Annotated in this window: 15 protein-coding genes and 1 pseudogene; 10 read left to right on the top strand and 6 right to left on the bottom strand. The window is 49.5% G+C overall.

Features of this window, described 5'->3' with window-relative positions:
• From NWF04_05540 to NWF04_05525, 4 genes and pseudogenes are all read right to left on the bottom strand, one after another.
• Positions 1-415 (bottom strand): annotated as a pseudogene (locus NWF04_05540) (glyoxalase/bleomycin resistance/dioxygenase family protein).
• A gap of 49 nt (positions 416-464) precedes the next feature.
• Complete coding sequence (locus NWF04_05535; GenBank protein ID MCW4006042.1) at positions 465-1013, bottom strand: hypothetical protein; 549 nt, start codon at positions 1011-1013, stop codon at positions 465-467.
• A gap of 104 nt (positions 1014-1117) precedes the next feature.
• Positions 1118-1339: a hypothetical protein gene (locus tag NWF04_05530; GenBank protein MCW4006041.1), complete on the bottom strand. Its 222-nt coding sequence runs from the start codon at positions 1337-1339 to the stop codon at positions 1118-1120.
• Positions 1340-1420: 81 nt separating this feature from the next.
• Positions 1421-1861: an OsmC family protein gene (locus NWF04_05525; protein ID MCW4006040.1), complete on the bottom strand. Its 441-nt coding sequence runs from the start codon at positions 1859-1861 to the stop codon at positions 1421-1423.
• A 103-nt stretch (positions 1862-1964) separates the two neighbouring features.
• Here NWF04_05525 and NWF04_05520 point away from each other — a divergent pair, with 103 nt between their 5' ends.
• Both NWF04_05520 and NWF04_05515 read left to right on the top strand, forming a co-directional pair.
• On the top strand, positions 1965-2861 hold the full coding sequence (locus tag NWF04_05520; GenBank protein MCW4006039.1) for a PH domain-containing protein: 897 nt from the start codon (positions 1965-1967) through the stop codon (positions 2859-2861).
• Positions 2862-2967: 106 nt separating this feature from the next.
• On the top strand, positions 2968-3177 hold the full coding sequence (locus tag NWF04_05515; GenBank protein ID MCW4006038.1) for a hypothetical protein: 210 nt from the start codon (positions 2968-2970) through the stop codon (positions 3175-3177).
• A 224-nt stretch (positions 3178-3401) separates the two neighbouring features.
• Here NWF04_05515 and NWF04_05510 read toward each other — a convergent pair whose 3' ends face one another.
• Entirely contained in the window at positions 3402-4844 is a 1443-nt protein-coding gene (locus NWF04_05510; GenBank protein MCW4006037.1) for a catalase, read from the bottom strand.
• A gap of 36 nt (positions 4845-4880) precedes the next feature.
• Between NWF04_05510 and NWF04_05505 the strand changes: the two genes are divergently transcribed.
• Positions 4881-5384, top strand: coding sequence for a transcriptional repressor (locus NWF04_05505; GenBank protein ID MCW4006036.1), 504 nt, complete (start codon positions 4881-4883; stop codon positions 5382-5384).
• Positions 5385-5641: 257 nt separating this feature from the next.
• On the opposite strand, the gene NWF04_05500 is transcribed toward NWF04_05505, so the two are convergent.
• Positions 5642-6544: a prenyltransferase gene (locus tag NWF04_05500; GenBank protein MCW4006035.1), complete on the bottom strand. Its 903-nt coding sequence runs from the start codon at positions 6542-6544 to the stop codon at positions 5642-5644.
• 86 nt (positions 6545-6630) lie between these two features.
• On the opposite strand from NWF04_05500, the gene NWF04_05495 reads away from it, so the two are divergent.
• From NWF04_05495 to NWF04_05465, 7 genes are all read left to right on the top strand, one after another.
• Positions 6631-7524 carry a UbiA family prenyltransferase gene (locus NWF04_05495; protein ID MCW4006034.1) on the top strand — a complete coding sequence of 298 codons (894 nt, stop codon included), beginning with the start codon at positions 6631-6633 and terminating at the stop codon, positions 7522-7524.
• Between the two features lie 108 nt (positions 7525-7632).
• The gene (locus NWF04_05490; protein ID MCW4006033.1) at positions 7633-8217 is read left to right on the top strand and encodes a DUF1638 domain-containing protein; all 585 of its coding nucleotides are present in this window, start codon (positions 7633-7635) and stop codon (positions 8215-8217) included.
• A gap of 266 nt (positions 8218-8483) precedes the next feature.
• Positions 8484-9302: a nitrogenase iron protein gene (nifH, locus tag NWF04_05485; protein MCW4006032.1), complete on the top strand. Its 819-nt coding sequence runs from the start codon at positions 8484-8486 to the stop codon at positions 9300-9302.
• A 9-nt stretch (positions 9303-9311) separates the two neighbouring features.
• Positions 9312-10220: a radical SAM protein gene (locus tag NWF04_05480; protein MCW4006031.1), complete on the top strand. Its 909-nt coding sequence runs from the start codon at positions 9312-9314 to the stop codon at positions 10218-10220.
• A complete protein-coding gene (locus tag NWF04_05475; protein ID MCW4006030.1) occupies positions 10221-11645 on the top strand; it encodes a nitrogenase component I subunit alpha in 1425 nt (474 codons plus the stop codon).
• A complete protein-coding gene (locus NWF04_05470) occupies positions 11646-12983 on the top strand; it encodes a hypothetical protein (GenBank protein ID MCW4006029.1) in 1338 nt (445 codons plus the stop codon).
• An 11-nt stretch (positions 12984-12994) separates the two neighbouring features.
• Positions 12995-14263, top strand: a complete 1269-nt coding sequence (locus tag NWF04_05465) for an isopropylmalate synthase (protein ID MCW4006028.1) — start codon at positions 12995-12997, stop codon at positions 14261-14263.
• The last annotated feature ends 3 nt before the right edge of the window (positions 14264-14266 follow it).

The following is a 14266-nucleotide window of genomic DNA, read 5'->3' as shown; positions in this document are numbered from 1 at the left end:
CTAAATTGAATCATACACACTCTTCACGAATTCAACGGGGTGTTGGATGATTTTGGCGGTTTCTTCGAGGGTTTTGCCTTGGTTTAGGAAACGTTTCACTATGACGTGCATGTTGCCATTCGTGCTTTTTGGGCGGATGAACGTAGTCGATGTCTGGGAGGGTTTTGAGTTTTTCTATGAAGCCATCGAAGTTGTCTTCTTCAAAGTATAGTTCCATGTTGTGGGGCTGGGTTTTGATGGTTGTTTTGTCGACTCCGATGATGTTGGCGAAGTTTAGCTGTATAGCAAAGCCTGCTTTGAAGGATACGTTCCAGCCCAAATCTAATCTGACTTCTTGGTTGAGGACTTGGGTGTAGAATTTTTTGGACTCTTCAAGGTCAGTTACGGTAAGCAGGGGACAAACAAACCGTACGATGCAAACACCACACTTAGGAAGGCTCTGGGTGTTATTAGTTGTTGTTAACTTAAAGCTGGTCGTTTTGGGTGGGGCTGTTTTTGGTTTTGAGGGCTTTGGCGCGCATAGTGTAGGGGTTGGGGAAGGCTTCGTTTTCGAGTTTGTTGCCGTCGGTAAAGAAATCGTCTGCGTTTTTGCCCATGGCTTTGCCCCTTGCCGTATGCATGTCCAATGCGAAGTCGGGGACGCTTAAGAGTTTGCCTTGGGCGCGTTCAGTGTAGACGACGTTTTGCAGGTCATCAGTTATGCGGCTTTTGGGGCTGCGGCACAAACAAACCACCGCGTTAACCAAGAACAGGCGGTAAGAGCTTTCGGCGAGCTTGGATTTTTCCGCCAAATACTGCGTCCGCATCAAATCCATAACCAAAGCCAACGAAGGATTCGCGGGTCCAACATCTTCCGCGGCGATGATTTTCAGGCGGTTCCACAGCATGGTCGGGTTAAACTCTTCAAGCTCAACCGCAAAATGCACCGCCTCATACTCCAAACCACGACGAACACACTTCTGCAAAGCACTGAGTAACTCGTAATGGTCATAACCGTTTTTTGTCTTAGCCAAACCAGTCCCTCACAAGAACCTCACCAAAAAAACAAATAAGCCTTTAGCCTACCGCATGCGCCTAAAAATTCAAAGAAAAAGGTAAAGGGGTTTGTTTTGGTGGTTTAGAAGCCACTGCCATCGGATATGCCGTCGCCTGAGTTAGGTGCGGGTCCTGGTCCTGAGTTGCCGCCGCTGGGCATGTTGGGGGAGTCTTGTCCGCTACCGTCTGGGACTCCGTCGCCTGAGTTAGGTGCGGGTCCTGAGCTATTGCTTGCTACTGCTGCTCCGCAAAGCATTGCCAAAGACAAAACTGCAACAAATACTACAGCAAAAGTCTTTTTCATGTTAGTTACCTACAAATCCAATACGTGCTATGAACTATTAAATTTTTATCTGACAAAATAAAGGGGGTTTTGGGGGAGGGGTTATTGTGGTTGTTGGGGTTTGATTTCGTAGCTGGAGGTTATGGGGAGGGCTTTTTGGAGCATGCCGCCTACGGAGCAGTATTTTTCTTCGGAGAGTTTGATGGCGGTTTCTACGGCGTGGGGGTCGATGTTTTCTCCTGTGATGATGTATTTGAGGTGGATTTGGGTGAAGACGCGTGGTGGGGGGTCTTCGCGGCGCTGTGCGGTGGCTTCTACGGTGTAGTCTGTGACGGTTTGCCGTTTCTTTTTAAGGATTGTCAGGACATGGAAACTGCTGCATGCAGCTAAACTAGCCAAGACGTTTTCCATGGGAGACAAAGCGGATTCTTCGCCGCCGTGCTCTTTAGGAGCATCAAAACGCACCGACAAACCCTTCTCGTTCACACCCTCAAGGCGGTACTGACCCTTCCAGTTAACAACCATTTTCTTAGCAGAAGACATGCCTTAATAGAAGACAAAAAAGCGTTAAAGCCTTTCCCAGCAACCCCCACGCAAACCGCAAACTTGGAAGACAAAATGGGGTAGGCATATTAGGTGGCGTAGTGTGTTTGAGCTTACCATGGCAGCCCAAGACGAGGTTTATTTGCCAAGCCATTCTTCGAAGTCGCGGTATTATGGGTTAGTGTTCATGGCGGTTCTTGCGGTTCCTATTGGCGTACTGTTGTTTTTGTTTTTGGATGCTCCACAGGTTTTTACGGTGGTTCTGTCGGCGGTTTTGCTTGGCGTGCTTGCCCTGTTGGGGTACTTTACGTTTTCGTCTGGAAGCATGCGCTATGAGCTTTCGGAGCGTGAGTTCGCGGTTAGTTTGGGGCTGTTCAAGAAGCGCGTGCCATACAGTCAAGTAGCTGGAGTGGAGGTTGTGGATTTGAGTTTGAGTTTGCGTTTGTTTGGGGCGAGTTTGCCGGGTTTTCATTGGGGCTTGTTTACGACCAGCATCGGCAAAGCTCATGTGTACGCAACCAAAATCAATGGCGCCTTCGTGGTGCTTACGCTGTGTGACGGCGAAAAACTCGTCATATCCCCCGCACAGGACGCCGCATTTGTTGAAGCCATAAACCGCAAAGTTGCCCCACAAATGCCCCAAACCAGCAAGCAAACAGCTCAGCAGGAACGTTTAGCCAAACGGTTCATGTACGCACAAATCGCGGCGGTCTCCCTAACCTACGTCGCCTTCGTAGTTTACTTCGCGGCAGTTTATGTGGGGCTTCCAGAGATTGTGCCTATGCATTTTGGATTCGACGGCGTTGCGAATCGTTGGGCACACAAATCCGAACTGTTCATACTATTAGGCGTCTCCGCCATATTTCCCACATTCAACGCGGTGCTGACGTTAAAGTTTGGGAAGCACGAGAAAGGCCTGATGCTGCTTTTAGGCGCCATATTCACAGCTGTTAACCTCCTGTTCATTTTTGTTCTTAACAGTATAGCTGCCGCAGCCTAGCTAAGTGTTCATTTTAACTGTGCTCTCTCCCCTGCCTGTTCTGGTCGCTCGAGCAACCGCCTTTTTAAGCAGATACCCGCAAGAAGCACATTGTAGGTGAATCCTGATGAAAAGAAAAACCGCGCAAATAGTAAGTGAAGACAACCTCCTAACCGACTTGGCATACCACAACGTGCCCCCCGCACTTCTAATCGAGTTCTCCGAAAAAATCGTAAGACCCCACTACAAAGGTAACCTAACCAACGCCATCAAAGACCTATTCCAAAAAGCCCTCACCAACCAAGAAACCTGCCTCGCCCCCCTGATGCCAGCATGAACCCACAACACCACGGGCTACTGAAAAGAAGGAGTTAGCGTTTGACGCATTTGCCAGTTTTGGGGTCGTAATGGTTCGTGTCAGAGTAGTCGCAGTTCTTGCAGTCATCTTTTATGTCAAAACCAAAGGGGCAATCTTTTAGGTCTGCCATACGTCTCACAAACACCTAATGTTTGCGGGCAAATTTAAAGTTTAAAAAAAAGGAGCGTTGGCTCTTGTTGGGTTTAGATTTTTATGCCTAAGCCGTCGGCGACGCGTTGTCCGTATTCAGGGTCGGCTTTTGCGAAGATTCTTGCTTGTCGGATTTGTATGTCTTTGTTTGCGTTGCACAGGTGGGTGACGATGTTTCCGATGAGGTGGTCGCGGTCGGTGTCGGTCATGACTTTGCGGTATAGGTTGCCGGGTTGGACGAAGTCGCTGTTGGGGTGGGTGTAGGGTTGGCGTTGGGCTTTTCCTGAAACCTCAAAGGGTGGTTCTGCGGCGTCTGGGTCTGGGGCTGGACCATTGAAGCTGTTGGGGTAATAGTTGGGTTTGTCTTCGCCGTTTTCGTCTACGCGCATGTAGCCGTCGCGTTGGTAATTGGTTGCTTTGACGCCTTTGGGTCTGTTCACGGGCAGTAAGAGGTAGTTGGGTCCTAGGCGGTAGCGGTGGGCGTCGTGGTAGGCGAACATGCGTCCTTGGAGCATTTTATCTGGGGAAACGGCTATGCCTGGGACAAAGTTGGCTGGGGAGAACGCGGCTTGTTCAACTTCGGCGTAATAGTTGGTGGGGTTGCGGTTAAGCACCAGCCTGCCGATGTCCATTGGGGGGTAATCTGCGTGGGGCCAGACTTTGGTTACGTCAAAGGGGTCAAAACGGTAGGTTTCTGCGTCTTTGGCGGGCATGATTTGCATTTGCAGGGTCCATGAGGGGAACTCGCCGTTTTTGATGGCGTTGTGCAGGTCGCGGGTGGCGTGGTCGGGGTCGGAGCCTTTGATTTTTTCGGCTTCTTGGCGGGTAAGGTTTTGGATGCCTTGGTCGGTTTTGAAGTGGTATTTGACCCAGAAGACTTCGCCTTGGTCGTTGTACCATTTGTAGGTGTGGCTGCTGTAGCCGTTCATGTTGCGAAAACTGCGTGGAGTGCCTCTGTCTGAGAACAGGATGGTTACTTGGTGTAGAGACTCGGGTGTGAGGGAGAGGAAATCCCAGAACATGTCTGCGTCTTTGAGGTTGGTGTTGGGATTGCGTTTTTGAGTGTGGATGAAGTCGGGGAATTTGAGGGGGTCGCGGATGAAGAAGACGGGGGTGTTGTTTCCTACGAAGTCAAAGTTGCCTTCTTCGGTGTAGAATTTGACTGCGAAGCCTCGGGGGTCGCGTTCGGCGTCTGCGCTGCCTTTTTCGCCTCCTACGGTGGAGAACCTTGCGAGGACTTCGGTTTTTTTGCCGACCTCGTTGAGGAATTTGGCTTTGGTGTATTTGGTTACGTCTTTGGTTACTTCGAAGTAGCCGCCTGCTCCTGCGCCTTTGGCGTGGACTACGCGTTCGGGTATGCGTTCACGGTTAAAATGAGCAAGCTTTTCAAGTAAATGGACATCCTGCATAAGGACAGGTCCGTTGTTGCCTGCGGTTACGGAGTTTTGGTCATCAGGAACTGCGACGCCGTTGTTTGTGGTTAAAACTTTTTTCATAAAATCATCTCTTATGTTAACGTAATCGTAGTATTTATGAGGGCAAGTTTATTTAAGAATTATTATTACCTAATAATCTCTATGCAAAACCGCTTTGGAAAGCATGACGCGATTATTCAGGCGCTTCGCAACAAAGGCTACAAAGCCACGCCCCAACGCATAGCCATCTGCCAAACCGCCCTCAACAGCACCCAACACCCCAACGCACAAAAAGTCTACCACGAAGTCAAAAAACTCCACCCCACCCTCAGCCTAGCAACCGTCTACAAAACCCTACAAATCCTAACCGAAATCGGCTTAATCCAAGAACTCAACTTCCCCCAAGAACAAGCAAGATTCGACCCCCACCTCAAACCCCACATAAACCTAGTCTGCCTACAATGTGGAAACATACAAGACATCGACGACCCTACCATAAAAGAACTCGTAACAAAAACAGCCAAAAAAGCCAACTTCACCCCCACCCAACAACGCATAGACATCTACGGCACCTGCAAAAAATGCCAACACAAAACCAAACAACCCAAACAGAGCTCATAACGTATAGAACAAGCTCGCAAAATTGCTCAAAACCCAACCGGTTTTTGGTAAGTTGCTTGGTTTAGGGTTTATTTCTGCACTTAATGTGGGACTTGGGAGAAACTGTTTTTCTTTGCATGCTTGAGCAGGCATGTAACAATTTGGTTTCTTTGTCTTTTCTGCGTTCAGTTTCCAAAGCCGTCAACGCCTGAAGACGAATCTTGCATAAGGCACCTGATCAACAAATCGCACCAACCCATCTCTTAGATAAACAAAAGTTAGATTGTTGTTATCAGGTAAGCTATCAGGAGTGCGTTGAATATGAAGAGGGAGGCAACGTTTAGGCTGCTGAAAAGATGCGCGTTCCTGTTTTGTAAAATGCCTGCAAATCCGATGAGCGCCGCTGTTAAGGGTGCCAAAGAGAACAGGGCAGATGCAGCAAAATTAACTCCTAAACTGGGTAACTGGTAGCTGTAGAGAATAAAAGCGCAGGTTGCGGTTGTGGTGGCGGCTAAAATGAGGGTGAAGCTGGTTTGGGTGCCTTTGCGGACGATGAGGGTTTTTTTGTTGGTTTTTTGGTCGACAGCGGCGTCTGGGGCTTGGAGGCTTAGGCTGAGCATGAAGCCGTACAGCATAAACGGCACTGCGAAGTAGATGAATAAGGGGTCGAGTTGCCCGCGCAATGACAGGTAGCCCAAGCCTGGGATTGCAAAGCCTGTTACCCACGCGACTGCAGCTTCGCCCAAGCCTTTCGAGATGAGCCGCAGAGGAGGCGCAGAGTAAAACCAGCCCACAAGGCTCGCAGTTAAGATGACAAGCAAAAACAAGACGGGAAAACCCAAAAACAAAACCAGCCCCGCCGCCAACACATTTGAAGATAGCAGCAGCCCAAGCGAAATAAGCCGCGCCGCAGGTCGCAGACTATGGTGAGTTACGAGTATGTTGCTTCCTGAAAAAAACTTCTTTTGCTCAACATATCGGTCTACGTCTACGTCAAAGTAGTCATTGCTGTAATGCGACGACAAATCCCCCAAAAACACCACCACATACCCCAACACAAAATGCCACAACTCAAAACGCCCGCCCCCAGCCAACGCCAACAGCGCCCCCAAACTAAACGCCAAAACACCACCCGCCACAATATGAAGACGAACTACACGCAAAATGTCGGGGGTCTTCATGGGGGTGTTTCACCTTTTCTTGATTAAGTATGCGAAGAGCTTATTTATTTAAACCTGCTTAGCACAGCAAAGCCTTGGGGAGCAAGATGCAGACAATAAAAGCGTATGTTGATCTTATGCGGCTGCATTTCTTTTTTGTTTGGCCGACTCTTTTTAGTGCGGGGCTGTTTCTTGCTTTCCAGCATTACGCGGGGTTTTCGTGGTTTTTGGTTCTCAAGGCCGTGCTTATCGGGTTTATCGGTTTTGAAGCAGGCTTAATCTTGAATGATATTGTGGACAGCAGCATCGACCGCAAAGAAGTTGAAGCTGACAAACTAACTAAGTACTGGAGGGTCTTTGGGCGGCGCCCCATCTCCGAAGGCATGATTTCAAAACAAAACGCAGTTGTGCTCTTCTTTGTGCTAGTTGCCCTAACCACCGCCCTAATCTTCACCCTGCCTCTGCCTAACGCGTTTTACGTCGTGGGTATCATGGTCTTCTGTTACAGCTTGGAAGTCTTTTATCAAATCAGAAAACGCAGCCAACGCTTCCCCTTAGCCCAACTGCTGGGGCGCATAGACTTCACGCTTTTCCCCGTTGCAGGATACCTGTGTCTTGGAAGCTTTGATTTGCCAGTTTTGCTTTTCGCCGTGTTCTTCTACCCGCTGGCTCAGGCTCATCTGGGCGTAAACGACCTAATCGACACCGCCAACGACCAAGCCAAAGACATGCAAACAATACCTGTCATGTACGGCACCAAAAACGCGGTGTACTGGATACTGGGCTTTAGCATCGCCCACGCCGCAGCTGCTATAGCGTTCTTAAGCGTCTTGGGGTGGGTCGCACTCGCAGGCTTCACAATAGGCTTAACGCTCATCGCTGCAGGTAACTACCTCATACTCAAAACAAAAAACGCCGCCATCGCCCTCAAAGCCCTCCCCCTATTCCACCTCGCCCTACTTAGCTACTCCATATCCATCATACTCCAATACTTCCTATAACCCACAGGCAAAGCAGTTTGCGCACAAGGGTTTGGGAAAAGACAAATAGGCTGTAAACAAAGTTACAGAAAGACGGTGCTTGTTATGGTTGGGGCGGTGAAGCCGTGTGTGGTTTCTTGTAGTGTGTTGCAGGCGGAGTTGGAGCAGTTGGTTTTGCAGGGTGATTTGGATGTGGATTTGGTTTTTGTTGAGAAGTATTTCCATGTGGATTTTGGTTTGCTGGAAAAGAATCTACGGCAAGCTTTGACGAAGATTCGGGAACGCTGCGGGGGGCGGATGGTTCTGGTTTATGGGGATTTGTGTCTTGGAGGCGACAGCGAGATGAAAAGGCTTGCGGATGAGTTTGGCGTGGTTAAGGTGGATGCCCGCAACTGTGCAGATGCTCTGTTAGGCGGCAAAGGCAAAGTCTTAGAAGTTGACCCCAACCAAGAAGTCTTGTTTTTGTATCCAGGCATGACTGACTTCTTTTTGCAGTTCAAAGACAAGCTTCAACAGGAAATGGGCAAGGAGACGTTTGGGCAAATGTTTTCGGGTCTTAAGGGGATTGTGCTTTTGGACACTTTGGGGCAGGCAAAGAAGAATCTGGCGGATGCAGAGAAGCTTGAGACGGGACTTGAGGTTTTGGAAAACCGAAGCATCGGGCTAGAACCGCTAAAGGCGTTGCTCTTGGAGACTTTGACCCAGAAAAAATAGTGGAAGCTGTTTTTTGTTGCGGGATTTGGGGCGTAATTGCGTTTTTGGGAGTAACAAGTAATGCAATCGGAAATAAAACCGTTTCCGCATGTTGATTAAACAAATGCAAACCATAACGGCGCTAAAACTATATGTTTGTTCATATTTATAGAATTTGGACAAACATTCATTAGAGATTTTGCATAAATTATGCACAGTTGTGAATAATTCACAAATAGTTTTTTAAATGCCAAAAGGTTGTCCTAAGTTAATACGAGGAATCAAACATGCGACAAATCGCAATTTACGGAAAAGGTGGAATAGGAAAAAGCACAACAACCCAAAACACCGTCTCCGCGTTAGCTGAAATGGGTAAAAAAATCATGCTTCTAGGCTGTGATCCAAAAGCCGACTGTACAAGATTACTTCTTAACGGTAAGCGGCAACCTACGGTGCTTGATGTTTTGCGTGACGGCGGCGGCGAAGTCTCCCCAGAGTTAATTTGCGCGAGTGGTTTTGGCGATGTGGTGTGTGTTGAATCTGGTGGTCCTGAACCTGGTGTAGGCTGTGGAGGCAGGGGCATTATCACGTCCATTCAGACATTGCATGACTTGGGTTTGTACAAAGACGACTTGGACTTCGTGTTCTATGACGTGCTAGGCGATGTGGTCTGTGGAGGCTTTGCCATGCCAATTCGTGAGGGCTATGCACAAGAAATCTACATAGTCGTCTCAGGCGAGTACATGGCACTGTATGCAGCCAACAACATCTGCAAAGGCATCAAAAAATTCGCCGAACAAGGACACACACGATTAGGCGGCATCATCTGCAACTCACGCAAAGTCGAAAACGAAGAAGCCCTAGTCGCCGAGTTCGCCCGCCGCATAAACAGCCGCCTCATACAATTCATCCCACGCGACAACCTCGTGCAAAAAGCCGAGATTAATCGAAAAACCGTCATAGACTTTGACCCCAAATCAGGCCAAGCCGATGTCTACCGAAGCTTAGCAAAACGCATCGTAGACAACGACAAATTCACCATACCAACGCCGATTACGCTAGATGAACTGGAAGGTTTGATGCGGGAGTTCGGCATCGTGGATTAAGTGTGAAAGATGCAAAACAGTGTAATTGCGCAGTTAGAATACGAGAGACGTCAAAAAAGCCGTGCACAAAAAGTGAAGGAGCACCCGTGTTATGGGGAGGGGGCGCATTTCAAGTTCGGCAGGGTTCATCTCCCTGTCGTAGCAGGCTGCAACATAGGCTGCAACTATTGTGTACGCAAATTCGACTGTGTCAACGAAAGTAAACCAGGCATAACCAGCAAAATCATCACGCCCCAGCAAGCAATAGAGCGGGTTCGATGCGCCATCAAGGCGGAGCCGCGGATTCGCGTGGTGGGAATTGCAGGACCAGGAGAACCTTTGAGCAGCGAGGCAACTTTTGAGACTTTGGCGCTTGTACAAAAAGAGTTCCCCCACCTAAAACGTTGCCTTTCAACCAACGGCTTACTACTACCTCAAAAACTCCAGCGCCTAAAAGACGTCGACTTAACCACGCTCACCATAACCATCAACGCCATAGACCCAGACATAGGCGCTCAAATCTACTCGTTTGTAAACTTTGGCGGCAAGGTGCTGCGCGGAAAAGAAGCCTTTGAGGTTTTGAGCAAGAACCAGCTGGAAGGGCTTAGCGGCGCCGTTGAGGCAGGCTTTATCGTCAAAGTCAACTCGGTCTACATTCCCGGCGTGAACTCTAAGCATTTGACTGCGGTGGCAGAGGAAGTCAAGAAGCGAGGCGCGTACGTGATGAATATTATGCCTTTGATTCCACAGGCAAAATTTGCAGATGTGCCCGCGCCGTCTATGCAGGAGCTAAAGAGTGCTCGTGATGCGTGTGAGGGGACGCTGTTTCAGTTCCGCAACTGCATGCAATGCCGAGCAGACGCTGTGGGCGTACCAGGCGATTCCTGCGGGTCACCTTGCAGTAAACTGGATAGTTACAAAAAAGTTGAGGTGAACTAGATGCCGTTTGTTTTACCTGAATGTGATAAAACTGTACCGGAAAGAAAAAAACACATATACCTAAAACATGAAAGCGACGAATTTGCGATTCCAGCGTGCAACATAAGCACCATCCCCGGAGACATAACTGAGAGGGGCTGCACCTACGCAGGATGCAGGGGCGTAGTTGGAGGACCAGTAAAAGACGTGATTCACCTCCAGCATGGACCCATCGGATGCGCCTACTATACATGGGGCACGCGACAGCACATAGCGAAAGGAACCGACTTCCACTTAGCAAACATTTTCTCCACAGACCTGCGCGAGTCAAACATTGTCTTTGGAGGCGAAAAAAAACTCTACGACGCCATCTTGGAATCTAGCAAAGCCTTCCCCCAAGCACAGGGCGTTTTCGTGTACGCGACCTGCGTTGCAGGGCTAATCGGAGACGATATTGAAGCGGTGGCGAAGCGTGCAAGCAAAGCCATAGGCAAACCCGTAGTCGCATTCAACTGCCCCGGCTTTAGAGGCGTAAGCCAAAGCCTAGGGCACCACATAGGAAACCAAGTGCTCTTCGACACTGTCGTTGGCACCGAAGAACTCACCGAAAAAACCCCCTACGACATAAACCTTGTCGGCGAATACAACATCAAAGGCGACGACTGGCTAATCCTCTCGCTACTCGAAAAAGTTGGGCTGCGCGTAGTGTGCACCTTCACAGGCGACGCATCCATACATGACATAGCCAAAATGCACGAAGCCAAACTAAACGTCATACGCTGCGCCCGCTCAGCAAAATACATAGCCGAAATGATGCAAGAAAAATACGGAACCCCCTTTATGGAAGTTGACCTCTACGGCATAGAACAAACCGCCAACGACCTGCGCAAAATCGCCAAGTTCTTTGGACTAGAAGAAAAAGCCGAGCAAGTCATAGCTGAGGAAATCGCCGAAATAAAACCCGCCATAGACTTCTACAAGGAGAAATTTAAGGGCAAAAAGGTGATGGTGTATCAGGGTGGTCCGCGTAGTTGGCACTGGGCACAGCCGATGGAGGAGTTGGGCATGCAAATCGTCGTTGCCGCAACCACTTTTGGGCATGAGGATGACTACGAAAAAATTGTGAAACGCTGCCGCCACGGAACCCTCGTTATCGACAACCCCAACGCGCCTGAACTTGAAGAAGCCATGCGCAAATACAAACCCGACCTGTTCATCTCAGGCATGAAAGAAAAGTACCTCGCCCACAAATTTGGCGTACCCTTCCTTAACGGACACAACTATGAGAGCAGCGGCGGCTACATGGTCTTCAAAGGCTTAGTCAAATTCGCAGAAGACATCTACAAAGCCCTCTACGCACCCGCATGGAAGTTCGTGCGCAAAGAACCCCAAGAACCCCAAGAAGCACCCGCAGAAACAGCCCCAGCAGTGGAGGTTGCGCAGTAGATGACGGTTATTAAGAGCCAGAAAAGCGTTGCTATTAACCCGCCAAAGATGTGTCAGCCAATTGGGGCTATTTGGGCGGCTTTGGGCGTGCATAGCAGTGTTCCGTTGGTGAACGGCTCGCAGGGCTGCTCGACGTATCCGCGTAACCTGATGGCGCGGCATTTCCGAGAACCTATAGAGGTCGCCATTACCTCGCTACACGAAAAAGCCACGATATTTGGCGGCGCTGCAAACATCAAACAAGCACTAGGCAACATCATCGAGCGCCAACACCCCAAACTCATAACCCTAATGACTACGTGCCTTAGCGAAACCACAGGCGATGACATCCAAGGCATAGTCAAAACTTACAAAGCAGAAAACAAGCTCGATGACAGCACCAAAATCGTAACCGTCAACACCCCCAGCTATGTAGGCACCCACGTCGTAGGTTACGACAACGCCATAAAATCCTTAGTCGCACAGCTTGCCCAAGACAAAACACAACCAAACGGCAAAATCAACATCATACCCGGCATGATAAACCCAGGCGACATCGTAGACATCAAACGCATGCTCAAAGAAATGAGCGTTGAAGCCATTTACTTGACAGATATTTCTCAGACGCTTAACGCGCCGCTACGGTTGCCCAAGCCCCACTTCCCACCAGGCGGAACCACCGTAGAAGAAATTGCGGATTGCTCAAACTCTTTGGGAACCATAACCATGTGCAAGCATGAAGGTCAAGCAGGCGCCAAGTATTTGGAGGAAAAATATGGCGTACCCGCTTTCCTAGGCGCTTTGCCTGTGGGTATTGAGAACACTGAAGCGTTCCTAAACACGGTTTCCAAGCTGACAGGCAAAACCGTCCCCGACACCTTGCAGGACGAGCGCGACGTACTCATAGACGCTATAGTAGATTCGAACCAAATAATCTTTGGCAGCAAGGTTGCAATCTTTGGAGACCCTGACATCGTTACGGCGTTGACGCGGTTTGTTTACGAGTTGGGCATGAAACCCATGCATGTGCTCACAACGCTTGAGAAGACTACGTTCCCAGAGGATATACAAGCCATCGCCCAGCAGTACGAAGCAAACCTTGACGAACTCAACATAACCATCGGCGGCGACCTCTACGACCTGCACCAGCAAATCAAACAAACCCCAGTTGACCTAATCATCGGCGACTCCAAAGGCAAATACATAGCCCGCGACGAAAAAATCCCACTTGTCCGCGTAGGCTTCCCCCAAAGCGACCGCTACGGCTACCAACGCAAAAGCATAGTCGGATACAAAGGCGCCACACAACTGCTAGATGAGATGGTAAACATCACTTTGGATGCTCAAGAGAAACGGTAGGCGGCACTCTGATGAAACTGGATGATTTTTTCTTCAAAATGCCCCGCCTCCAAACCGACCCCATCATCGACGACACTACCCTTCGCGACGGCGCTCAAATGCCAGGCATAGCCATAAAGCCCCTTGACGCCGCAAAGATTGCGCAGTTGCTTTGCGACATAGGCGCGGAACGCTTGGAGCTGTTTCATTATCAAGAGCCTGACAAGCAAGCCGCCAAACTCATCTTGGACCTAAAGTTGCCTTGCCAAATCGCGGGTTGGTGCCGATGCCTCAAAGACGACATAGACAGCGCCATAGACATGGGGTTTGAAGAGGTTGGCATTTCGCATCCAGTTTCCTATCTTCATTTGCGGTCGAAATGGAGAAACAAAACCGACGAAGAACTCATGGCAAACGCGGTGGACGTGGTGGAGTACGCAGCTAAAACGCATGGTTTGCGAACGTTCATACACGGCGAAGACGGCACCCGCGCAGACTGGAACTTTGAGAAAAAATTCGTTAACGCCATGGCAGATGCAGGAGCAAAATGCTACAGAGTCTGCGACACCGTCGGAATTGGACTCCCCGAAGCCGACGCGCCCTTGCCAATTGGAATTCCCGCGAAAATCAAAGCCCTCAAAAAAGAAACACGCATCGAGGCTTTGGAGATTCACATGCACGATGACTTTGGCAACGCCGTAGCAAATACGTTGGCGGCGGTTCGGGCGGCTTCGGGTCTGTGGGATAAGATTTACATTAACACGACGTATCTGGGCATTGGCGAGCGCGCGGGAAACGCGGAAACCGAGAAAATCCTGCTTAACTTGTACTTGCATTATGGCGTCAAAAAATACGAGGGCAAAACCCAGAAATTCAAGCAAATCGCCGACTTCATCAGCCAAGCCACAGGCTTTGTGGTTCCCTCAAACAAAGCCATCGTAGGCGAATACGGCTTCACCCACGAATCAGGCATACACACCTACGGCGTCCTAAGCAACCCCTGGACCTACGAACCCTACCCACCCGAACTAGTCGGTAACACACGGCACCTAACCATAGGCAAACAATCAGGCAAAGGCATAATCAAACACAAAATCATTGAAGTCACAGGCAACTACCCCAACAACGAAACCCTAGCCGCCGTTGTTCGCGAAGTCAAAGCAATCTACGCAAACGGCAAACGCGAATCCCTCAAAGAAGAAGAATTCAAAAAAATCCTCCAAAACCTTAGCTTACTGCCCCGCAGCGAGAACCGCGAGAGCGCAGCAGCCGCAGATTTGCGCATGGACATACCCGCGTAGGTG

It is taken from the genome of Candidatus Bathyarchaeota archaeon, from assembly GCA_026014465.1.
Lineage (GTDB): Archaea > Thermoproteota > Bathyarchaeia > Bathyarchaeales > Bathycorpusculaceae > JADGNF01.
The sequence above is the reverse complement of the archived record's forward strand: the minus strand, read 5'-3'. Positions and strand labels throughout refer to the sequence as shown.